Genomic DNA, 21,115 nt, shown 5'->3' on the forward strand with positions numbered 1-21,115 from the left:
ATAAAAGTATTATTTAGTTGGTTTTTCTAACATTTCAATTTCAAAAACTAAATCTGTATTTGGTGGAATCATTTGAAAACCTTGAGTTCCATAAGCTAGATTAGAAGGGATGTAAGCGATTAGTTTATCTCCATAGTTAAGTATGTCTAAACATTCTAAAAAGCCTGTAATGAGTCCTTGTTTGTTTCCGTACGGGAAAGGAAAAGGAGCGTATGCATTGTGCTGAGCTCTTGCTGGGTCGAATTTCCCAAATGTCATAGCTATTTCTTGTCTATTGCTATCAAAAAGTTCTCCGTTTTGTAGCCAACCAGCATAATTTACTAATATTTCAGTTCCTTGGTTTGGCTTTTTACCGTCACCTTTGGTTAGTATTTTGTAGATTAAACCCGATTTTGTCTTTGTGCCTTCGGCTTTTAGCATGTTAATGTCAACTGCTTTTTGAGCTTTTATTACTTCAATTTTCTCAGCTAATTTTCGTTGCTTTTCTTCTTCAATTTTTTGTTCTTCTAATGCAGAAGGAAAGTAGTTTTTGAAAATTTTCTCAGCATCAAATTTCTTAGCATCCGTACCTTTTTTTACAATTGTAATTTTTTTGATGATATCTCCAACCGCAATTGAATCTACAATTTCTATGCCTGTAACTACTTCTCCAAAAACAGTATGTTTGTCATCTAACCAAGGGGTTTCTTTATGTGTGATGAAAAATTGACTTCCATTTGTGTTTGGACCAGCATTTGCCATAGATAATATTCCTTTCTTATTGTGTCGTAATTCGGGATGAAATTCATCTTTGAACCTGTAATCAGGCCCTCCTGATCCGTCACCAGCTGGATCACCACCTTGTATCATGAAATCTGGAATTACTCTATGGAATGTCAATCCATCATAGAAAGGTTTTCCTGTATAACTTTCGTTTACATAAGGGTTTTTTCCTTCAGCTAAGCTAACAAAATTGGCTACTGTAATTGGTGTTTTTTCAAATTCTAATTTTACAATGATAGAACCCTTATTGGTAGAAATGTCTGCGTACATTCCATCTTCTAATTTTGAATATGGATTAGAGCATGAACTGAAAATGACTAATAGTCCTAAAACTAGATGTGTTAAGTGTTTCATGAAATATATTAATTATTTGTTTGAGTTTTCTTGTTGTAAATCGATTAAATTAACGGTGCAAATTAGTGGTTCATTTGGATTTATTTCATTGTCATCTCCATGATAACCAAATGCCATATGTGAAGGGAAAAGAAAAGTTATTGTTTCCCCTTTTTTCATTAATTTTATTCCATCACGTAATCCCATCATTATATTTTGTTTGTCGACAACATATTTTTGTGGCTTTAAATCTTCTTTAGAATAAATGACTTTATTGTTGATGTCGTGAATTTGATAATCAAAATAGGCAATGTCTCCTTTTTTCGGTAAAATCGATTCTTCGTTAATTTTAGTCTCGTATTTGTACCAATATCCTTTACTAGAAGCTATATATTCTTTTAAAGTGTCCTGTTTGATTATTGAATCAATCAGTTTTTCTTCACCTGCAATTAATTCCTTATTTCTTTCAATGGATTCTTTTATGAAGCTTCCGTTGGTTTGAGAAATAGGTTTTCTAGCTTTTTGTTGTGAGCAGCTAGTTAATAGAATGCTAGCGATGAATAATTGAAATAATATTTTCATTTTTATTAATTTTCTTTTGCTAAAATAGTAATAAATTGTTTTGCAGTTTCTTCTAAGCTAGAAAAAGATTTACCACCTGCAGCATTTATATGTCCGCCACCTTGAAAATGATTTCGAGCAAATTCATTAACATCAAATCCTCCTTGGGAACGGAAGGAAATTTTGATTATACCTTCTTCTTTGTTTTCAATAAAAATCGCTGTAACAAGTATTCCTTCAATGCTTAATCCGTAATTTACAATTCCTTCTGTATCACCTTTTTTGTAATCAAAAGAATCTAATTCTTCTTGGCTAAGTGTAATGTATGATGCGTTTAATTCTGGAAAAACTTTTAAATTTTGAAGTGCTTTTCCAAGTAATTGTAATCTAGCGTAACTAGAATTATCGAATAAAGCGCTATGAATTTGACTATTGTTTGCTCCTTTTTCTATTAAATCAGCCACACAAATGTGTGTTTCTGATGTTGTTTTAGGGAAACGAAAACTACCAGAATCGGTTACGATTCCAGTATATAAACACGAAGCTATTTCTGTATTAATTAAATCGTTATAGCCTAAAGTATTTATAAAGTCATAAACCATTTGACAAGTTGATCCGTAGGTTACATCGGAAAAAGTATATTTTGCATAATCATCTGGCAATTGATGATGATCTATCATTATCATTAGATTGGTAAGCGTGTCTAATGTTTTTTGCATTGCATCTCCAGTTCTGTGTAAGGCATTGAAATCTAATGTAAAAATGATATCACTATTTTGTAATATAGGTAATGCTTTGTCGTATTCTCTTTCAAAAATCACCACTTTATTAGTCTCAGGTAACCAAGCTAAAAAATCTGGATATTCGTTTGGAGAAATATAAACTACTTCGTGATTTAATTGTTTTAAAAAGTGTAATAGTCCTAATGAAGATCCCATGGCATCACCATCTGGATTTCTATGAGAAATAATTGTGATTTTTTTTGGACTACTAAGTAGTTCTTTTATTTCTGTAATCTCTATATTGTTTAACATTTTGTGTTTTTCTTATTTCTTACTATTAATGGAAAGGTCTGTAAGTAAGGAATTATATTATTTTTGATTTATCTTTTTAATGAAAAGTGGTTTTTGATTTTTTTTCCATTAGCTAATTCTAATACAAACCAATAATCTCCTGATGGTAAAGGTTTTTCATTGAAAGTACCATTCCAACCAGTTCCATCTGGATGAATTTGTTTTAATAATTTACCATAGCGGTCAAAAATATAGATTTTGCTATTTTCAAGTCCTTTTTTCTCAAGGTTTTTAATCGTCCAAGTTTCGTTGTATCCATCTCCATTTGGTGTGAAGAATTTTGGATAATCTATGATGTAAAAAATTTGAGAGCTAATTCCACATCCATTTTTATCTTTAACAAAAACAGTATATTCTCCAGCAGCTAAATTTTGAAATACAATTGATTCTTGGTAATTTATTTCATTAAGTGAATAAACATATTCTCCGTCTCCTATCGCAATAATTGTTGCGGTGTTGTTTTCTGCAAGATCAATAATTTCGATATTTTGAATAATAGCAATATCGGAAGGAAGTACGGTTATAGTTTTTGTTTTTAAACAGCCATTTGCGTTCTCTAGAATTACTTCATAAGTGCCTGCTGAGTCTATTGTAATGGATTGAGTAGTTTGTATAGGTGTTGTATTCCAAGAATAAGATATGAATCCAGCACCAGCATCTAAGACTTTTGTTGTTCCTGCACAAAGATGTATTGTTTCATCTATAGCAATTTCACTGAATATGTCTACATTTAATTCTACGGGTATGTTTCCAAAACATTCTATATTGGTTGTTCTAGCGTAAATTGTTTGTTGAAACGGAGTTGTGTTTGTGTAGTTTAAAGCTAGAGGAGTTGTTGATGTTGTACTATCGAAAAAGGCAACAGTATAACCAGCTGGTAAACCTGGAAATAGAAGAGGAATTATTGAATTCAAATCAAATGTGCGAATCCCATCTTGCGCACCTTCATAGTCACATTCTCTATAGCTATCTTGTCCAATAGTTAAATCGGGTACAAACTCTAAATCTATTTCAGATCTAGGGGTACATAAAGTGCTGTAAAATAAATCGACACCGTAGGTTCCATTTTGAGCAGTTGTATGTGGAGGCGTTAATGTTAATATAGGGTTTGTTTCTCCAAGAATTGGATTTCCTTCGTAGAACCATTGATAAGAAGTTACTCCTGTAGTAGTAGCATCTATTGTAAGTATTTCGTCAGGACAAACTGGGTTTCCTGAGGCTATAGATCTAGGGTCTCCAAGATTCGGACCTAAATTAAAGCTGCCTCCTTTTAGGAAAATAGCAGAATCGAAATTAGAATCACTTTCGTCTGCAATTACTAATTTAATATGATATTGAGTCCCAGGTATTACATTTGCTTGTGCTGTTAAAACAACCGTTTGACCATTATATACAGTTGGGTGCTCTGTGCCATTAAAGGCATCGAAATATTGTTCGTTTTCAGCAGGACAACCACCTGCAGCAGTTATAGCTGGGTGAACAGTAGTCACTTTTACAGGTATATTTGTATTTGGAATTAGTGCTAAGTTTTGATAGTTAGTTGCACCTACAGCTTTTAATAAAAAGGCAAATCCATCTGAAAATCGACATGGATAATTGGTATTGTCTTCATATTCTTCGGATGAAAAGATGTAGTCAAAACTAATTCGATCACCAGTTGGTATAAAATCAAATTCTAAAACTGTAGCATTATTAGAAGAAACGCTTAATGTTTGATCTAAATCGTTATCTCCTAACCATCCAATACCATTTCCACTATCAGCTAAAGGTGTTGTTGGTCCGGGTGACTCCGAAACTTTACCAGTACTAAGTATGATTCCATCTTGAAAAGGAAATGTTGTTCCTGCTCCACTGAAATAACCATAAGACTTTTCTCCTGAAGCAAAATTTGCTCCAGAAACAGTTACATTAGTTATTGATGCACAAGGACTGTTAATTAGTACATCTTCAATAAGCTGTTGAGCAGTGTAAGTTTCATCAACGGATATATATTGAGCGATGTTTTTTTGAATTATAAAAAACGTAAGAAAGGTAAAGAAATATTTCATTTAATAAAAATAATAATACCAGCAAAGATACTATAAATCTATTTTTTAACTACCTCCTTTTAATAATAAATACCCGTTATTTTGTGAAAAACTAATAAAATTTAATTTATTTTTGAAACTTACCTAGTTTTATATATTTCTTCTTTATTACCGTTTAAGCGAAAAATGATTTTTTACTGTTTTTCCGTTTGATAATTCTAAGACAAACCAATAATCTTCGGAAGGTAACTGAGCGTTGTTGAAATTTCCGTTCCAGCCTTCTCCTTGCGGATTTATTTGTTTTAATAATTTTCCATAACGATCAAAAATGTATATTTTACTATTTTCTAACCCTCTTTTATTTAGATTTTTAATTTGCCAACTGTCATTATAACCATCGCCATTTGGAGTGAAAAACTTTGGATAATCTAAGATATAGAATGATTCCGAAACTATTCCACATCCGTTTTTATCTTTAACATAAACGGTATATTCACCAGCGGAAAGATTATTGAATACATTACTGTTTTGATAGTTTATTTCGTTTAATGAAAATTCATAATCACTATTTCCAGTATAACTAATTGTAGCTGTATTGTTTTCTTCAAAATCATTAATTATAATGGTAGTAATTGTAGCTATTTGTGAATCTACAACAGTAAAAGTCTTAATTTTTTTACAACCAAGAGCATTTGTAATAGTTACTGAATATGTACCAGAAGCGTTTACAGTAATACTTTGAGTGTTTTGAATTGGTGTTGTGTTCCAAGAATAAGATGGGAAACCATTATCGGCTGTTAGAATGATATTTGTGTTCTCACAGATACTTTTTGTTTCATCTAGAATAATGTTACTAAAAGTATTTACTCTTAATGTTATTGGGGTATTTATTGTAGAATAACAATTTGGAATATTTGTTATTCGTGCATATATAATTTGCTGATTAGGTGTTGTGTTTTGATAGGAGAGCGGTAAAGGAACTGTTGCTGTTGTACTTTCAAATAATTCTACCTGATAGTTTGATGGTAAATTTAAATAGATTTCAGGTATAATTAGAGATAAATCAAAAGTATGTATTCCGTCTTGAACACTATCTCCGTCACACTCCGTAAAAGGTGTAGGATTGGTGACTAAATCGGGAGCAAATTCAATCGTTATTGAATCGGTCGCATTCGGTGTACAGCCAGGAATGATTATTTCTACTGAATATTCACCATCTTGAGGTGATGTTATTGTTAATGTTGAATTTGTTTCTCCAATTAATTCAATTCCGTTTAAAAACCACTTATGATTTCCGCTTGTATTGGTGTCTAAAGTATATGGAAGTTCTCCATTACAAACTGGATTATTTCCTGTCACAGTTCTATCATCACCTAAGGTTATGTTAGTATTGAAACTGCCTCCTTTTAAGAAAATTGCAGAATCATAACGATGGTTTCCTTCATCTGCAATCACTAGTTTTATATGATATTGGTTTCCAGCAATCACATTAGATTCAGCGGTTAATGTTTTTGTTTGACCGTTAAAGTTTGTTGGGTAATTACTACCATTAAAGGCATCAAAATATTGTTCATTTGCAGGTGGACAAATGGTTCCAGATCCGCGAACAGTATTCACTTTTATTGGTATTGTTGTTCCAGGAACTAATGCTAAATTTTGATAGTTGGTTGCTCCAACTTCCTTTAAAAGAAAAGCAAAACCATCAGTGAAATTACATTGATTAGAACTAGGATTGGTTAAATATTGCTCGGAGGATAAAAGAAATTCAAAGCTAATTTTTGAACCTTGTGGAATAAAATCAAACTCCAAAACTGTTGCGTTAAAACTATTTGATAAGTTTAAAGCTGTATTTAAATCATTGTCTCCGGGCCAATTAATATCTCCACCATCATCTAATAAACTGTTGTTTGGACCAGGAGCATTAATAATCTTTCCTGTACTTAAAATGACTCCTTCATTCATTGGAAACGAAGAGCCATTACTGTTAAAATAACCATATGTTTTTTCTCCAGAAGTATAATTCCCGCCAGATACTACTACATTGGTAACAGCTGCACAACCACCGTTTAGAAGTATGTCTTCCACAAGTTGTTGTGCAGTGTAGGTTTCATCTACTATTATGTTTTGTGTAAAACCATTTTGGAATGATAAAAATATAATAATGATTAAAAAATGTCTCATTTTCTTTGTTTAATAGCTTCTGCAAAGATACTATAAATCTCTTTTTTTAACTATCCAAAATGATAAATATATAAATATCAATGTCCAAATTAGAACAATTAGAATTTCTCCAGAATGAACTCCAAAATCTCTTACAATTTCTTCTCCCGATATTGTTGTTTCAATGTTTTTAATTGCAGATAATCTTGTAAAAGGAGCTTTGATAAGATTACTCATAGCTTCTAAAGGGAAAAATTGGTCTATAGATTGATAAATATCAGTTCGTGGAAATATTTGCCATCTTAAAAGGCCACTAACAATGTTTTCAAAAATATACCATACTAAAAGAAAACCTAATGCAAAAGCACTTCTCTTGATTAAAATACCTAGGAAAAGGCAAAAAGAGAAAAATCCAATAAGCTTTACAAAATAAGCTAAAAGGTATTCTAAATCTGAGAAAACTATTGATAATTCTGTATAAGAAGAGAACGAATATCCTAGAATTAAGGATAAAATAAAGATAAAGGCAGTTGATGCAAATGCGAAAACAATTACCATTAAAAACTTAGATATTATAAATTCTTTTTTACTTAAGCCATCAATTAAATTTTGTTTTAAAGTACCATAACTGTATTCATTGGCCATCATTGAGACAATTACAATTGCCAGAAATAATTTAAAAATAGAAGCCATGAAAGTGTTGAAATGCCATATAAATGGGAAATTAAAAATTCCTTGTTCAGCAATATGTAGTCTAAAGGTTCCAATTTCAAATTTAATAGAAGCAATTAATGCAATAAAGGATAAGAGAACAAAGTAGGTTGCAATTAAAAACTTACTAGCTCTGTTTTTATATAATTTTTGAAATTCTATTGAGAGTAATCGTTTCATCGTTTATTTGTTTTTTGTTAGTTCAAGGAATTGTTCTTCAAGACTATTTTTTCGTTTAACAAGATGTTGTAGTATAATTCCGTTTTTAAACAAATATTCATTTAAGTCTTTAGCTTCTAAATTTTCTTTTAGATGTACTACTAATTTGTCTTCTTCTTGCAATATGTTTTCTACAGCAACATGTTGTGTTAATTTTTCTTTTAACAAATTTAGGTTTTCGGATTTAAGTTCGAAAAAACCTTCAGTAGAAAGCATTCCGTCAACTGAGCCTTGATATAGCATTTCTCCATGTCTTAAAACAACTACATGACTACATACTTTTTCAACCTCGTCTAAAAGATGTGAAGCTAATAATATAGTAGTTCCTTGCGAAGCAATTATTTTTATAAGGTCTCTAATTTGTCTAATTCCTTGTGGATCTAGCCCGTTTGTTGGTTCGTCTAAAATTAGAATTTCCGGGTCGTTTAATAGAGCAGAAGCAATGGCTAAACGTTGTTTCATTCCTAGTGAAAAAGTTCTAAACTTACTGTCTTTACGGTCTAATAAGCCAACTAATTCTAGTTTTTCATATACTTTGGTAAGTGGAATACTTTTAATTTTACAAACTAACTTCAGGTTTTCTTCAGCCGTCATGTAGGGATAGAAATTTGGACGTTCAATAATTGCACCTACTTTTTTAAGTGCATCATGTGTTTCTAGATTTCCATTAAACCATTGGTATTCACCAGAAGTTTTGTTAACAACATTGAGTACAATTCCTAAGGTAGTTGATTTTCCAGAACCATTTGGTCCTAAAATTCCATAAACATTTCCTTTATAAATTTCGAAAGACACATTTTTTACAGCGTGTACTTTTTTATTGTAAACTTTGTCAAGGTTTTTAATTGTTAGTATAGTTTCCAAAATAGTTTATTTTTATAATAACAAGACGAAATTAATAGGTGTTTGTTACATATAAATATAAAACACTTTAAAAAATCTTATATTTTTATTTATTGAGTACTAAAAATAAAGCTTAAAAATCATGTAGAATTTAGTGTTTGCTTTTAATTTCTTTGTATTGGGTTTATTTATCAAAGAAATAATGTAGAAATGATGAAATAAAAGTTAAAAATTGAGAAGAGAATAGTTGAAGTAGGAAGAAGCAGTTTTATAGCGAAGTGGAAATAAAAAAATCGTGTAAGTTAATTAAATGCGGACTTACACGATTTTTTTGGTTTAAAATTTTCTTTTTCCATTGATGAGAGATAGTATAAAAAGTACAATAAAAACAAAGAAAAGTATTTTTGCAATACTAGCTGCTCCAGCTGCAATTCCACTAAATCCGAAAATTCCAGCAACTATTGCTAAAATAATAAATGTAACTGTCCATCTTAACATAATAATAAATTTTTAGTTTGTAAATTGTTTGTTTGAGAGTGATATATAATTCTACTCTCATTTTCTTTTACAAATTTATGTATGTTTAAAGGTTTTTGATTTACAATATTTTTTAACATTGTTATACTATTTCCATAATTAATAGGAAACCATTAAAATTTTTCAAAAACGCCCAATCCAAATAGAGCAAAATCATACTTTACAGGATCATTGCTATCTAATAAACGTAGGTTGGTATCGAGTTCTAAAAGTGCTTTTGCATCATTTTGTTTTCGAGAAAGAAGCCCAAGTTTTCGTGCCATATTTCCAGAATGAACATCTAGTGGGCAAGAAAGGGAAGAAGTTGGGATGGATTTCCAAATGCCGAAATCCACACCTTTTTTGTCATTTCTAACCATCCAACGAAGGTACATGTTGATCCTTTTTGCTGCAGAATTATTAAGAGGATCTGATATATGTTTTGTAGTTCTTTGTTGATGAGGAATTTCAAAAAAGACTTTTTTAAACTCAGAAATACTTTTTTGAGTAGAATTGTTTTTTATGTTTTTTGAAAGAACGTTTTCTAAACCATTATGGTTTTTATAAATATTCTGTAACGATTTTATAAAAGTAACGGCATCAATACTATTAAAAGTTCTATGAACGAAATTTTCTAGTTTTTCTAAATCATTTTCAGAATGGGACATGACAAAATCATATGGAGAGTTTCCCATGATATCCATTAATTTTTTTGCATTGTTGATAATCATTTTTCTATTTCCCCAAGCTATTGTTGCAGCTAGAAAACCAGAAATCTCGATATCTTCTTTTAATGAGTATAGATGTGGAATTTGTATTGGATCGGATGTTATGAAATCGGGATTGTTGTATAATACTACTTTTTCGTCTAAAAATTCTTTTAGTTCAGTTTGAGTCATTATTGTGTTAATTATCTGAAACAATTTTTCCGTCAACCATAACTAATTTCCGATCAGCCATGTTGGCTAAATCTTCATTATGAGTAACAATTACAAAGGTTTGTCCAAACTCATCTCTAAGCTTAAAAAATAACTGATGTAAGTTTTCTGCTGTGGCTTTATCTAAGTTTCCAGAAGGTTCGTCGGCAAAAATAACTGCTGGTTTATTGATTAATGCTCTTGCTACTGCTACCCGTTGTTGTTCTCCACCAGAAAGTTCTCCTGGTTTGTGGTGTATTCTATTTGATAAACCTAAATATTCTAATAGCTTAGTTGCTTCTTCTTCTAATTCTTTTTTATTTCTTTTTGCTATTAAACCAGGAAGGTATACATTTTCTAATGCTGTAAATTCTGGTAGTAATTGATGAAATTGAAAAATGAAACCTAAATGCTTATTTCTAAAATTAGATAAACTTTTGTCGTTCAAATCTGTTACATCTACATTATTAATTTCTAAAGATGAATTTTCTGTTTTAGATAATTTGTCTAAAGTTCCTAGAATCTGTAATAATGTTGTTTTTCCAGCACCTGATGCTCCAACAATAGAAACAATTTCTCCTTTTTTAATATGTAGATTAACACCTTTTAAAACGTGTAAAGTGTCATAGTACTTGTGTAAATTAGTTGCTTTTATCATCAAAAATCATTTGTACAAAGAAACCATTTTTTTTTCTATTTTTTAATTCTAATCTACTTTGATTTTTCTTAGCGTAAATAATAAATATAAGTTAAAATGTATTTTTGTTTAACTATTTAACTATATTTGTTGAACAAAATAATTGTTTATCGTGTCTATTGTAATTATTATATAATTGTAGTGGCTACAAAATTAGAAAATAGTATAAGTCGTAACTCGAATAGAAATAGAATATTATAATGAATACAACTATTAAAAAAGAAATATTTGATGCTATAGGAGATAATCATCAAATGACGTCAGCAGAAACTCCGCTTAGAAAGGATGCTTTTGAAAAAACGGATGAAGCTAAAATGCAAGTGATTGAGGAACATTTTGAAATTATCATGAAAGAGTTAGGTTTGGATCTTACAGATGATAGTTTGAAAGGAACTCCACACAGAGTTGCAAAAATGTTTGTTAAAGAAATTTTTTCAGGTTTAAATCCTGCCAATAAGCCTAAAATATCAGTTTTTGATAATTCTTATCACTATGATAAAATGCTTGTTGAAGCAAATATTAGCTTTAATTCTACTTGTGAGCATCATTTTTTGCCTATAGTTGGAAAAGCACATGTTGGATATGTTTCTTCAGGAAAAGTTATAGGATTGTCTAAATTAAATAGAATTGTTGATTATTATGCAAGAAGACCACAAGTTCAAGAGCGCATGATTATGCAAATTTTTAATGAATTGAAAACTGTTTTAGATACTGAAAACGTTATGGTTGTTGTTGAAGCGACTCATCTTTGTGTTTCGAGTAGGGGAATTAAAGATGAAAGTAGTTATACTTCAACTTTACAATATGGAGGAGTGTTTAATCAAAAAGAATTTAGAGATGATTTTTATAAGTTAATTAAAAAAGATTAATTACTTTGGCATTCATTTTGCTTTAATAGAGGTAATTAACTTTAAAAGTATACTACATGTCTGAAGAAATAGAAGTAATAACTACTCCAAAAAAATCGAGTAAAAAGTCAAAATTAATCTTGAGTATTGTTTTTGACCTCATTGGAATGTTGTCTTACATTGTTCCAGGTTATGCAGAAAGCATTGACATTGTTTGGGCACCTGTTTCTTTTCTATTATTACGTAAAATGTATAAAGGAAAGATTGGAGAAGTTGCAAGTGTTATCGGATTTATAGAAGAAGCTTTTCCTTTTATAGACATTATTCCTACCTTTACTATAACTTGGATTTATAAATTCCTTATTAAGAAAGAAGAATAGCAAAAATCCCGAGAAATCGGGATTTTTTTATTTTAGTTTTTGATCAACATAGTCAGCTATAAAACCTAGTTTCATTCTAAATAACATTTTCTTTTCGAATTCCCAAAAGAACTTAAATTGACCAAATAGTGCTCCAATTATAACAAGCATAATTTGATAAATAGGAAATAAGATCATTATTCGTAACGGCCAATATAAAGACCAATGTAGATTTTCTTTTGTAACACCTAATAATGATGTTACCGGTTTTGAAAGATATGCAGCAGTTGAACCTGTAATTGCAAAAACTATGAATATAATTGTTAGTTGTATATTACTTGTAACGTTCCAGCGTTCTTTTAATTTATTCATTGAGTAGAAATTTTTGAGAAAAATCGATTTCTTTTCCTTTTAAAGGGTAAAGTACGCTATCTTTTTTTGAAAAATAAAATTTGTCACAAGAATATTCATCTTTTTTAATATTTGTAGTTTCAATAATCGAATCAATAATAGTATAATTGCCATAATAATAACGACCACTAATGTCAGAATAATCATAGATGACGCAAGTTTTGTCTTTTTTTAAATCAATTCGTGTACCATTAATATTACTGCTGAATTCGAAAGTTAATACTGATTCTTTGTTTAAGTTGTAGTCTAAATTTAAATAAAAAAGATAAAGTAATCCTAAAGAAATTAAACCTAGAAACGTTGCAGAAAAGGACATTAGCCTTTTTGATTTTTGAAATGCTTTAAAATCCTTTATAAAATTTACAGTAAAAATAGCAAAGAAGGAAATATAAATAAAAGGAAGAATAATTATGCTATATATTGGAAAATCATCAAAGTAAAACATACGAAGATTATAACCAAAGAATAAAGCAAAAATGATAATTAGTATATTTTTCAAAATAATTATAGTCTTGCTGAAAAAACGCCTAATTTCTGATTGTGTCTCTGTTGAAAATAGAGGAGATAATTATAGAGCATATAATTCACTTCATAACCATAATCAGTATAACTATTATAGTCTATTTGCATTTCATAGAGATTACTATTGTAGTTCATAGGGGAATTTGCTCTAATATTCCATTCTAAAACCCAAACTCTATTTCTAGCTTCAAGATAGGTTTGAGAGTAAAAAGATCGCGGTCTAGAATTGGTGTTAAACCAAGAAGTAAAGCCACCATCTATAATAGTTATTTCGTATTCAATTTCTTCATTGGCAATGGTTACAGTGTCGCTTACTAGTTTTGGATCTTCATTTGTAGAAAAGTTTTTTGTAGAATTACAAGAGATTGTAATTCCAATGATGCATACTATTATGGATATGTATAATCTCATTATTGCTACTTTTCAGACATAAAGATAAAAAAAAGCATCAACATTGTTGACGCTTTTAACATATTATAAGTAAGAGTAATTATTTTTTTCCAAATAGCCCTCCTAAAAGTCCTCCAAGACCTCCTTTTTTCTTTCCACTTAAAGCCGACATTGCATCGCTAATATCGAGCTTACCATCTCCGTTTTGGTCTAATACAGAAGTTAAAATAGAGCTTCCTCCATCTGTTCCGCTTAGTAGGCCTCCTAAAAGTCCACCAAGACCAGCACCATCAGAAACACCATTGCTTTTAGTTTGTTTCCCTAAATATCCCATGATAATAGGAGTAAGCATAGGTAGAATTTTTGAAATAATTCCAGAATCTACACCACTATTTTGACTAATGTTGTTTACAACGGTGTCTTGTTTGTTTCCTAAAACGTGTCCTAATATTTTAGATCCATCAGAAAAATCACCACTATTAAAAAAACCTCCTAAATTGTCAAGTATGCTACCGTCATGCTTTCCACCGTTTAAGGCACCTAAAAGACCTGCGGCCCCGTCACCAGAGGTTACGTTATCTTTCATAGCTCCTAATATAGCAGGAAGACCTGATGAAACAACACTTGTTGCTTGGGAAGCATTTATTCCCGTTTTTTCTGTAATATTTCCTATGAGTTGTTTACCCATATCACTGTTTAATAAATCTAAAATTCCAGACATGATTATAAAAATTAAGGTTTGATGTTTAAAGTTACTAATTTTTTTTAATTATTTTTCAATAAACTTATAATCTGCTCTGCAAGTTCTGTGCCAATTCTATCTTGTGCTTCGAAAGTGGCTGCTCCAATATGTGGCGTTAATGATACTTTTGGGTGCATTAAAACGCGCATTGCAGGAGTTGGTTCTTCTTCAAAAACATCTAAACCAGCAAATAGAACTCTATCTTCATCTAAAGCTTCAATTAAGGCAACTTCATCTATTACACCTCCGCGAGCTGCATTGACAATACCTACATTATCTTTCATTAGTTTTAATTCATCGCGTCCAATAATATAACCTTTTTGAGAAGGAACATGTAATGTGATAAAATCGGAATGCTTTAAAAGATCTTCCATTGGCTCTGTTTTAATATCAACATTGATAAATTGTCCATTATAAAAGTCTACTCTAATTATTGCTTCACCTACATATTTATCTGATGCAATAACTTTCATTCCTAATCCTAAGGCAATTTTTGCAACTGCTTGACCAATTCTTCCAAAACCAATTATACCTAAGGTTTTTCCTTTTAGTTCAATACCGTTTGCATATGCTTTTTTCAAACCATTAAAGTTCGTGTCTCCTTCAAGTGGCATTACTCGGTTAGAGTCATAAAGGAAACGAACACCAGAAAATAAGTGTGCAAAAACAAGCTCTGCAACGCTTTCACTTGAGGCAGCTGGTGTGTTGATGACATGAATTCCTTGTTGACGTGCATAATCAACATCAATATTGTCCATTCCAACACCACCACGTCCTATGATTTTTAATCCTGGACAAGCGTCGATAATATCTTTTTTTACTTTTGTAGCACTTCGTACTAAAATTACTTTAACATCGTGAGTATTAATAAAACTGGCAACTTGTTCTTGAGCTACTTTTGTTGTTATTACTTCAAAACCAGCTTTTTCTAGAGCTTTTATACCTTTTTTAGAAACACCGTCATTAGCTAATACTTTCATATTTATTTTGTTGTAAGGAAAGAGTTTGTCTATTCCTAAATATTATTATTTGTTTTAAATTTTATTTTCTAGTTCTTTCATTACATCAACTAAAACTTGTACGCTTTCTAATGGCAAAGCATTATACATTGATGCTCTATAACCGCCAACAGATCGATGTCCATTAATTCCAGAAATTCCAGCTTCTTTCCACATTGTATCGAATAGTTCTTGATGCTCTGGATTTACAAGGGTAAAAGTAGCATTCATGATGCTTCTGTCTTCTTTTACAGCAACACCATTAAATAATGTATTTCGGTCAATTTCATTATAAAGTAAATTAGCTTTTGCTTCATTTATTTTTTCAATTGCAGGAACTCCTCCTAGTTTTTTTAACCATTGTAGTGTTAGTAATGAAGTATAAACTGCAAATACAGGAGGAGTATTATACATACTTTCCTTGGTAATATGTTGTTGGTAGTTTAAGATATTAGGAATTGCTCTTCCTGTTTTTCCTAAAATTTCTTCTTTAATTACAACTAAAGTTGTTCCAGCTGGCCCCATGTTTTTCTGTGCACCAGCATAAATGATATCAAATTTTGAAAAATCTAATGTTCTTGAAAAAATGTCTGAACTCATATCGCAAACTAGAGGAATATCCGTTTTAGGGAAATCTTTAATTTGAGTTCCAAAAATTGTATTATTTGAAGTGCAATGAAAATAATTTGCATCAGAAGGAATTGTGAATCCTTTTGGAATGTGATTGTAATTTTCATCTTTAGATGATGCAACAACAACTGTTTCTCCAAACGCTTTAGCTTCTTTAATGGCTCCATTTGCCCAAGTTCCTGTATCTAAATAGGCTGCTTTTCCGCTTTCTTTCATTAAATTATAAGGTACTCTTAAAAACTCTAAGCTTGCGCCTCCTTGTAAAAATAAAGCTTGATAGCCTTTCCCTTCTAAGTTTAATAACTCAAGTACTAATGCTCTAGCTTCATCCATTACAGCAACAAAATCTTTACTTCTATGGGAAATTTCTAGAATGGAAAGTCCTGAGTTGTTAAAATTTAAAACGGCTTGTGCTGCTTTTTCAAAAACTTCTTGAGGTAAAATACAAGGTCCTGCGCTATAATTGTGTTTTTTCATTATGATATGTATAGTGGTTGTTATGATACAAATTTCGGAAATAGACTTTATAGAAACTATTAAAATGTGTATCAATTATTCAATTTTATTAACAATAACGTTGTAGTAAATTGTTATAAATTGATTAAAAATTGCAAAGTATCTATATTATCTGCGTAATCCCAAAGGTTTGGTTTCTGTGTTTCACCGAATGAAATACTGTCCAGAATTTGATTTTTTGAAACAATACATTGAATTTTTTCTTTATCTTTTTCTAGTTTATTAGTTAACGATTCAATGGATGTGTAATATTCGTAAAAAACAGATGAAATTGGAGAAGAAAAGTTGGTGTCTTCTTTTAGAGTTAAAAAACCATTATCAAGTAATTTAAAATTACTCATTAAATAAACTGCTTTGTTGTAATCATAATTATTAGCATATTTTTCATATTTAACAACTTCTTGAAACTCAAAAATAGCATTAAAAAAGTTATCGAAATTATAGCCTTCTGGAATAAAAAGTTTAGAAACATTACGACAACCCAAACCAAAATATCTAAAAACATCATCACCTAATTCAACTAATTCTTCTTTAGTTTCTTCACCAGTAAGGATTGCTACAGAATTCCTGTTTTTTCTAATGATATTTGGTTTGTTTTTAAAGTAATATTCAAAATAACGTGCTGTATTATTACTTCCAGTAGCAATAACAGCGTCAAAACCTTCTAATTTTCCTTCTGCTAAAGTGATTCTTTCACTAATTCTGTCATCTAAAGAAATTAAATATTTGATTAAGAATTTAACTAAATATTGATCATTTGATGATGTTTTAATTAAGGCCTTGTGTCCAGCTATTAATACAGATAATAAATCATGAAAGCCAACAAGAGGAATGTTTCCAGCGAGTACTAAGCCTACAGTTTTAGGCTTACAGTCTTCAAGTTTATAAGGTGATAACCATTTATTTAGATTTTCTTCTTTTAAAGCAGTAGCCCAAGATTGGATAGCAAAATGAACATTTTCTGGCGTAAACCAACCATTATGAGATTGAGATAGTTCAATAAGTTTACTGAATTCTTCTTGAAATAAATCGTTGTTTTTAACAGCGGTGTTTACATGAAATCCGTCTAGTTGAAATTGACTTAAAAATAGACCTAAATCCGTAAAACTTTTTTTTATTTCATTTTGTAACATTTGTTTTTTGCTTTTAAGTGGTTTACGTTGTATTTTTGCACAAAAATAAGTAATAAGTTAGAAAGAATTGGAGAAATAGAAGTAATTCTTCAAACTTACGAACTTCAAAGTTTAAACTTAAAGAGATGGCAATAAAGATAACCGACGAGTGTATTAATTGTGGAGCTTGTGAACCAGAGTGTCCTAATACAGCAATTTATGAAGGTGCAGATGATTGGAGATATAAAGACGGAACAAAATTATCAGGTAAAATAGTTTTACCAGATGGTACCGAGGTGGACTCTGATGCTGCACAAACACCTTTTTCTGATGATGTGTATTATATTGTTCCTGGAAAATGTACAGAATGTAAAGGATTTCATGAAGAACCGCAGTGTGCTGCAGTTTGTCCTGTAGATTGTTGTGTTCCAGATGATGAATATGTAGAGTCTGAAGAAACCTTGCTTAATAGGCAATCATTTTTACACAATGAGTAACATATTCCCTTCTTTGTGAAGGGATTTTTTATATGATTAAGAAGAAGATACCGTTTAATATCATTTTTGCTTTTCTTTTTTTAGGATGTTTACTGTTTAACTTTTGTAGCAAACTATATACATACGTAGTTTCGGAAAAGTATGTAGGGAAAATTATTGGTTTTAGTATTTATCAGCCAATATATCCCATTATAGAATTTGTAGATAAAAACAACAGTATTCATGTTTTAAAAGAGGAAAAGTGGTTCTATGCTTTTACAGATGATCAAATTAAAGGCTATGAGAAAGATTTGAACAGAGATGTGACTATTTTGTATGATGCTTCTAATTCTTCCTATGAATATGTTACTTTCTATAATTACTGGTTAACAGTTACTAATTTGTTAACTTGGTTTTGTATTCTTTTTTTTGGAGTTATAATTTTTGAACTTATCCAATCGATATTTTTTAAGAATTAAATTCAACTCAATTTCAATTATTAATCTATTAAATTAATTCTTTTTGACCTCGATAAGCAACATTTTATCGACAAGGTTTGGTGTTTTAATTTAATATTTGTTAAATTCGTTAAAATTGTTAATTAAAATGAGAAAATTATTTTTCCTTTTTTTAGTTTTTTATTCTTTACATTGTTTTTCTCAAACAAAAGAGATAACCATCTTATTTGTTGATGCTGACACGCTATTACCTGTTGAAGAAGTTACTGTTACCTCATTAAGAACAAAGGAGAACTTTGTTTCTAATGTTGATGGAATTGTAAAAGTAGTGTTTGAAAGATCTGTTTATTTAGAAATAAATCATTCTTCTTATAAAAAGTTTATTTTAAAAACGATTACTTTAAAAGATGAAGTGAATACTGTCTACTTGGAAAGTACTGTTAATAAACTTCCAGAGATAATATTAACAAAAAATCATCCTCAAGATATATTACAATCTTTAGTTGATAATTCTAAGGCAAAATTGTCAATTCCATCAAATTTAAGAATCTATATTAGAGAATTTTTCAAAAAGAATGATGCAAATATTCTCTATAACGATGGTTTAGTGAATTTTCAAATAGAAAGAAATAAATCAACTGTAAAAACAGATATATTAATAGAACAGAATAGAGTATTAGGTATTCTTGATGAAAAATCAGACAATGATATTTATGGATACAATCTGAATGATTTGATGGAGAATTATTATCAATTTAAATATCTAGATGAAATTTTAACATCAAGAGTAAAAGATAAATATAATTTTCAAATCAATTCATATCCAGAAAATGAAAATTATTATAGATTAACGGTTAGTCCATTAGAAGAGGAAAAAGGTTTTTTGTTTAATTTTTCTATTTTATACGACCATAATAAAAGGATAATTATAGAAATTAATAATTTTATTTCACCGGAAAGGGCTGAAGAAAATACAAATTACTCGGTTTCTAGTAGAAAAAACATTTATAAATCGGCCTTTAAGACAACCTATAGAGTTAAAGGAAACGATTATTATTTAGTCTATGCTAAAGAAGAAATAGGCTATTTATCTAAGAAAAAAGAAGAAATAATTAAAACAGAAATAAGGAATTACTTTGTTACTTCTAAATTTACAACACGATTATTTACCTATGATCCAAAAGATGTTTTTAAGGATAAAACACTATTGAACAGACAAAATACTATTCTTACAGATTTTTGGAATATAGAATCTGGTTTGCTTTTAACACAAGATGAACAAGATTTTATTGATAGTTTATCACCTCCTCCTTCAACAGAAGTTGAAGAAATTGAAGTTGAAGAGATTAAAGAAGACTAATTATAGCTTCATATTTAGAGTTTCTTGATAATTATAATTGTTTTTGTCTTTCAGAATAATCTTAGAGATTTCATTTGCTTTTTCTTTATTGTCTAATTTTAGATGTATTAATAATTGATACCAAAAACCTTTTGTATGTTCTTCAAATTCAGTAAGCTGGCTCAGTTTATTAAAGTAGTCTAATGCTTTTTCATTCTCATTTAATACATCATAGGAAGCACCAATATACATAAGCGAATAAGGATATAATTCGTTCGTGGTTTCAATATTTTCAAAAGACAGGATTGCACTTTTGTATTCTTTCTTTTTAAAAGCAATTTCACCTTTTGTAAAATTATCTAAAGCATTTCCTTTATCTATGAAAGAGGGTAAATTTTCCCAATTAACATTTTCGCTGTAATAGGATTCTAAACTTGATTCAGAATTGAAAAAAAATAACGTAGCAAAGAAAATTGTAACACTTGCGGCAATAAAATAGTTAAGGTAATGTGTTTTCCTTTTTCTTGGTTTTCCATTTGAAATTCTATTTTCATTACCAATAGTTCTAATTTTGTTAGATAAACGTAGGTATTCGTCAGTTTTTAGTTTTTCTTTTAGCAATGCTATAGCTTCAAAATCAGTTTCATTAGATGAAATATCTGTGGTAGAAGTTCCGTGCATAGCAAATAGTTGTTTTTGAATAATTACATCTTCTTGTAATTGTTCATCTTCTTGTAATAGCTTTTCAAAAGACAATCTTTCTTGTTCCGATAACTCTCCTTTGAGGTATTGGTCTATTTTATCTAATAATTCTTCGGTTAAAATTCTCCCCATTTTTTTATCTTTTGAAATTCAAGGTCTGATTTTATTAGTTCAATTAATTTCGATCTACATTTAAAAACTCTTTGTCTAACTGTATTAATGTTAGAGTAGGCATACTCTATAACTAGTTCTTCATAGCTTGCACCATTAAAATAACTACTCAAAATGTCTTTACAGTTTATTGATAAAAGATTGAATTTTTCTAAATAGAATTCGATGCATTGTTGTTCTAAAATTATAGTACTTAAATCGGTTTCTTTTTCTTCTAGTGTTGAAACATCTGTTTTTATTACCCTATTTTTTAAACTTTTCTTCCAAATGTTTTTGCAAATCACAAAAAGATAAGCTTCAAAAGAAAGAATAATTGTTCTTTTTTCTTTCTGAGTAATAATAATATACATCAAAGCATCATGAAAAACATCAAGAGCATCATCAGTATTTCCTTTATTAGAGAAAATATAGGAAGCAATTTTGGGATATATTTTACTGTATATTTCTTTAATAACGAAATCGTCTCCTTCAATTAGAGCATTGATATATCGTTCTGTATTTTCCATTATAATATTTTTTTTGAGCTTTATAGACTCATAATCATATGATTATATAGCAAAAGTGAATTTTTAAATCTAACTTTAGTAAATTATTAAAAATTTAAGAATTCAGTTTTTTTAGT

At 29.8% G+C, this 21,115-nt stretch carries 24 protein-coding genes; 5 read left to right on the forward strand and 19 right to left on the reverse strand.

Annotated elements, in window-relative coordinates; translation table 11 throughout:
- Positions 1-9: 9 nt before the first annotated feature.
- The 10 genes from L2Z92_RS13485 to L2Z92_RS13530 form a co-directional block, all read right to left on the reverse strand.
- Positions 10-1,116 (reverse strand): peptidylprolyl isomerase, encoded by a 1,107-nt coding sequence (locus L2Z92_RS13485; RefSeq protein ID WP_236454328.1) that lies wholly within the window; start codon positions 1,114-1,116, stop codon positions 10-12.
- Positions 1,117-1,128: 12 nt separating this feature from the next.
- The gene (gene gldI / locus L2Z92_RS13490; RefSeq protein WP_236454331.1) at positions 1,129-1,677 is read right to left on the reverse strand and encodes a gliding motility-associated peptidyl-prolyl isomerase GldI; all 549 of its coding nucleotides are present in this window, start codon (positions 1,675-1,677) and stop codon (positions 1,129-1,131) included.
- 5 nt (positions 1,678-1,682) lie between these two features.
- Positions 1,683-2,690, reverse strand: a complete 1,008-nt coding sequence (locus L2Z92_RS13495; protein WP_236454334.1) for a DHH family phosphoesterase — start codon at positions 2,688-2,690, stop codon at positions 1,683-1,685.
- A 68-nt stretch (positions 2,691-2,758) separates the two neighbouring features.
- Positions 2,759-4,777: a T9SS type B sorting domain-containing protein gene (locus L2Z92_RS13500; RefSeq protein WP_236454336.1), complete on the reverse strand. Its 2,019-nt coding sequence runs from the start codon at positions 4,775-4,777 to the stop codon at positions 2,759-2,761.
- Between the two features lie 147 nt (positions 4,778-4,924).
- Positions 4,925-6,937 carry a T9SS type B sorting domain-containing protein gene (locus L2Z92_RS13505; protein ID WP_236454339.1) on the reverse strand — a complete coding sequence of 671 codons (2,013 nt, stop codon included), beginning with the start codon at positions 6,935-6,937 and terminating at the stop codon, positions 4,925-4,927.
- A gap of 30 nt (positions 6,938-6,967) precedes the next feature.
- Positions 6,968-7,807 carry an ABC transporter permease gene (locus L2Z92_RS13510; RefSeq protein WP_236454342.1) on the reverse strand — a complete coding sequence of 280 codons (840 nt, stop codon included), beginning with the start codon at positions 7,805-7,807 and terminating at the stop codon, positions 6,968-6,970.
- Between the two features lie 3 nt (positions 7,808-7,810).
- Complete coding sequence (locus tag L2Z92_RS13515) at positions 7,811-8,710, reverse strand: ABC transporter ATP-binding protein (protein WP_236454345.1); 900 nt, start codon at positions 8,708-8,710, stop codon at positions 7,811-7,813.
- Between the two features lie 315 nt (positions 8,711-9,025).
- Positions 9,026-9,187: a DUF1328 domain-containing protein gene (locus tag L2Z92_RS13520; protein ID WP_236454348.1), complete on the reverse strand. Its 162-nt coding sequence runs from the start codon at positions 9,185-9,187 to the stop codon at positions 9,026-9,028.
- 152 nt (positions 9,188-9,339) lie between these two features.
- The gene (locus L2Z92_RS13525; RefSeq protein ID WP_236454351.1) at positions 9,340-10,104 is read right to left on the reverse strand and encodes a TIGR02757 family protein; all 765 of its coding nucleotides are present in this window, start codon (positions 10,102-10,104) and stop codon (positions 9,340-9,342) included.
- Positions 10,105-10,111: 7 nt separating this feature from the next.
- Complete coding sequence (locus L2Z92_RS13530) at positions 10,112-10,780, reverse strand: ABC transporter ATP-binding protein (protein WP_236454354.1); 669 nt, start codon at positions 10,778-10,780, stop codon at positions 10,112-10,114.
- Between the two features lie 239 nt (positions 10,781-11,019).
- Between L2Z92_RS13530 and folE the strand changes: the two genes are divergently transcribed.
- Together folE and L2Z92_RS13540 are read left to right on the forward strand one after the other, a co-directional pair.
- A complete protein-coding gene (gene folE, locus L2Z92_RS13535; RefSeq protein ID WP_236454356.1) occupies positions 11,020-11,688 on the forward strand; it encodes a GTP cyclohydrolase I FolE in 669 nt (222 codons plus the stop codon).
- Positions 11,689-11,744: 56 nt separating this feature from the next.
- Positions 11,745-12,047, forward strand: coding sequence for a hypothetical protein (locus L2Z92_RS13540; protein ID WP_236454359.1), 303 nt, complete (start codon positions 11,745-11,747; stop codon positions 12,045-12,047).
- 27 nt (positions 12,048-12,074) lie between these two features.
- Here L2Z92_RS13540 and L2Z92_RS13545 read toward each other — a convergent pair whose 3' ends face one another.
- From L2Z92_RS13545 to L2Z92_RS13575, 7 genes are all read right to left on the reverse strand, one after another.
- Positions 12,075-12,398: a DUF6787 family protein gene (locus L2Z92_RS13545; RefSeq protein WP_236454360.1), complete on the reverse strand. Its 324-nt coding sequence runs from the start codon at positions 12,396-12,398 to the stop codon at positions 12,075-12,077.
- A complete protein-coding gene (locus L2Z92_RS13550) occupies positions 12,391-12,936 on the reverse strand; it encodes a hypothetical protein (RefSeq protein ID WP_236454362.1) in 546 nt (181 codons plus the stop codon). Before L2Z92_RS13550 ends, L2Z92_RS13545 begins: the two co-directional genes overlap by 8 nt.
- Positions 12,937-12,941: 5 nt before the next feature.
- On the reverse strand, positions 12,942-13,370 hold the full coding sequence (locus L2Z92_RS13555) for a DUF6146 family protein (RefSeq protein WP_236454364.1): 429 nt from the start codon (positions 13,368-13,370) through the stop codon (positions 12,942-12,944).
- Between the two features lie 79 nt (positions 13,371-13,449).
- A complete protein-coding gene (locus L2Z92_RS13560; RefSeq protein ID WP_236454366.1) occupies positions 13,450-14,070 on the reverse strand; it encodes a DUF937 domain-containing protein in 621 nt (206 codons plus the stop codon).
- Between the two features lie 44 nt (positions 14,071-14,114).
- A complete protein-coding gene (locus tag L2Z92_RS13565) occupies positions 14,115-15,071 on the reverse strand; it encodes a D-2-hydroxyacid dehydrogenase (RefSeq protein WP_236454368.1) in 957 nt (318 codons plus the stop codon).
- Positions 15,072-15,125: 54 nt separating this feature from the next.
- Positions 15,126-16,196, reverse strand: coding sequence for a 3-phosphoserine/phosphohydroxythreonine transaminase (gene serC / locus L2Z92_RS13570; protein ID WP_236454370.1), 1,071 nt, complete (start codon positions 16,194-16,196; stop codon positions 15,126-15,128).
- Positions 16,197-16,309: 113 nt separating this feature from the next.
- Positions 16,310-17,368, reverse strand: coding sequence for an acyl-CoA reductase (locus L2Z92_RS13575; protein WP_236454372.1), 1,059 nt, complete (start codon positions 17,366-17,368; stop codon positions 16,310-16,312).
- A gap of 125 nt (positions 17,369-17,493) precedes the next feature.
- Between L2Z92_RS13575 and L2Z92_RS13580 the strand changes: the two genes are divergently transcribed.
- From L2Z92_RS13580 to L2Z92_RS13590, 3 genes are all read left to right on the forward strand, one after another.
- The gene (locus tag L2Z92_RS13580; protein ID WP_236454374.1) at positions 17,494-17,844 is read left to right on the forward strand and encodes a 4Fe-4S dicluster domain-containing protein; all 351 of its coding nucleotides are present in this window, start codon (positions 17,494-17,496) and stop codon (positions 17,842-17,844) included.
- A gap of 32 nt (positions 17,845-17,876) precedes the next feature.
- The gene (locus L2Z92_RS13585) at positions 17,877-18,302 is read left to right on the forward strand and encodes a hypothetical protein (RefSeq protein WP_236454377.1); all 426 of its coding nucleotides are present in this window, start codon (positions 17,877-17,879) and stop codon (positions 18,300-18,302) included.
- A gap of 127 nt (positions 18,303-18,429) precedes the next feature.
- Positions 18,430-19,641 carry a hypothetical protein gene (locus tag L2Z92_RS13590; RefSeq protein ID WP_236454380.1) on the forward strand — a complete coding sequence of 404 codons (1,212 nt, stop codon included), beginning with the start codon at positions 18,430-18,432 and terminating at the stop codon, positions 19,639-19,641.
- Here the strand turns inward: L2Z92_RS13590 and L2Z92_RS13595 are convergent, their stop codons facing one another.
- A complete protein-coding gene (locus L2Z92_RS13595) occupies positions 19,642-20,454 on the reverse strand; it encodes a tetratricopeptide repeat protein (protein ID WP_236454383.1) in 813 nt (270 codons plus the stop codon). It lies immediately after the preceding gene.
- On the reverse strand, positions 20,439-20,999 hold the full coding sequence (locus tag L2Z92_RS13600) for an RNA polymerase sigma factor (RefSeq protein ID WP_236454386.1): 561 nt from the start codon (positions 20,997-20,999) through the stop codon (positions 20,439-20,441). Before L2Z92_RS13600 ends, L2Z92_RS13595 begins: the two co-directional genes overlap by 16 nt.
- Positions 21,000-21,115: the final 116 nt, after the last annotated feature.

Source organism: Flavobacterium jumunjinense, from assembly GCF_021650975.2.
Taxonomy (GTDB): domain Bacteria; phylum Bacteroidota; class Bacteroidia; order Flavobacteriales; family Flavobacteriaceae; genus Flavobacterium; species Flavobacterium jumunjinense.

Coding starts and splice junctions, on each gene's coding strand:
- L2Z92_RS13530 (WP_236454354.1), bottom strand. CDS start 10,780: ATGATAAAAGCAACTAATTTACACAAGTACTATGACACTTTACACGTT.
- L2Z92_RS13575 (WP_236454372.1), bottom strand. CDS start 17,368: ATGTTACAAAATGAAATAAAAAAAAGTTTTACGGATTTAGGTCTATTT.
- L2Z92_RS13505 (WP_236454339.1), bottom strand. CDS start 6,937: ATGAGACATTTTTTAATCATTATTATATTTTTATCATTCCAAAATGGT.
- L2Z92_RS13485 (WP_236454328.1), bottom strand. CDS start 1,116: ATGAAACACTTAACACATCTAGTTTTAGGACTATTAGTCATTTTCAGT.
- L2Z92_RS13555 (WP_236454364.1), bottom strand. CDS start 13,370: ATGAGATTATACATATCCATAATAGTATGCATCATTGGAATTACAATC.
- L2Z92_RS13565 (WP_236454368.1), bottom strand. CDS start 15,071: ATGAAAGTATTAGCTAATGACGGTGTTTCTAAAAAAGGTATAAAAGCT.
- L2Z92_RS13585 (WP_236454377.1), top strand. CDS start 17,877: ATGATTAAGAAGAAGATACCGTTTAATATCATTTTTGCTTTTCTTTTT.
- L2Z92_RS13560 (WP_236454366.1), bottom strand. CDS start 14,070: ATGTCTGGAATTTTAGATTTATTAAACAGTGATATGGGTAAACAACTC.
- gldI (WP_236454331.1), bottom strand. CDS start 1,677: ATGAAAATATTATTTCAATTATTCATCGCTAGCATTCTATTAACTAGC.
- L2Z92_RS13500 (WP_236454336.1), bottom strand. CDS start 4,777: ATGAAATATTTCTTTACCTTTCTTACGTTTTTTATAATTCAAAAAAAC.
- L2Z92_RS13510 (WP_236454342.1), bottom strand. CDS start 7,807: ATGAAACGATTACTCTCAATAGAATTTCAAAAATTATATAAAAACAGA.
- L2Z92_RS13600 (WP_236454386.1), bottom strand. CDS start 20,999: ATGGAAAATACAGAACGATATATCAATGCTCTAATTGAAGGAGACGAT.
- serC (WP_236454370.1), bottom strand. CDS start 16,196: ATGAAAAAACACAATTATAGCGCAGGACCTTGTATTTTACCTCAAGAA.
- L2Z92_RS13545 (WP_236454360.1), bottom strand. CDS start 12,398: ATGAATAAATTAAAAGAACGCTGGAACGTTACAAGTAATATACAACTA.
- L2Z92_RS13595 (WP_236454383.1), bottom strand. CDS start 20,454: ATGGGGAGAATTTTAACCGAAGAATTATTAGATAAAATAGACCAATAC.
- L2Z92_RS13540 (WP_236454359.1), top strand. CDS start 11,745: ATGTCTGAAGAAATAGAAGTAATAACTACTCCAAAAAAATCGAGTAAA.
- L2Z92_RS13590 (WP_236454380.1), top strand. CDS start 18,430: ATGAGAAAATTATTTTTCCTTTTTTTAGTTTTTTATTCTTTACATTGT.
- L2Z92_RS13580 (WP_236454374.1), top strand. CDS start 17,494: ATGGCAATAAAGATAACCGACGAGTGTATTAATTGTGGAGCTTGTGAA.
- L2Z92_RS13525 (WP_236454351.1), bottom strand. CDS start 10,104: ATGACTCAAACTGAACTAAAAGAATTTTTAGACGAAAAAGTAGTATTA.
- L2Z92_RS13495 (WP_236454334.1), bottom strand. CDS start 2,690: ATGTTAAACAATATAGAGATTACAGAAATAAAAGAACTACTTAGTAGT.
- L2Z92_RS13520 (WP_236454348.1), bottom strand. CDS start 9,187: ATGTTAAGATGGACAGTTACATTTATTATTTTAGCAATAGTTGCTGGA.
- folE (WP_236454356.1), top strand. CDS start 11,020: ATGAATACAACTATTAAAAAAGAAATATTTGATGCTATAGGAGATAAT.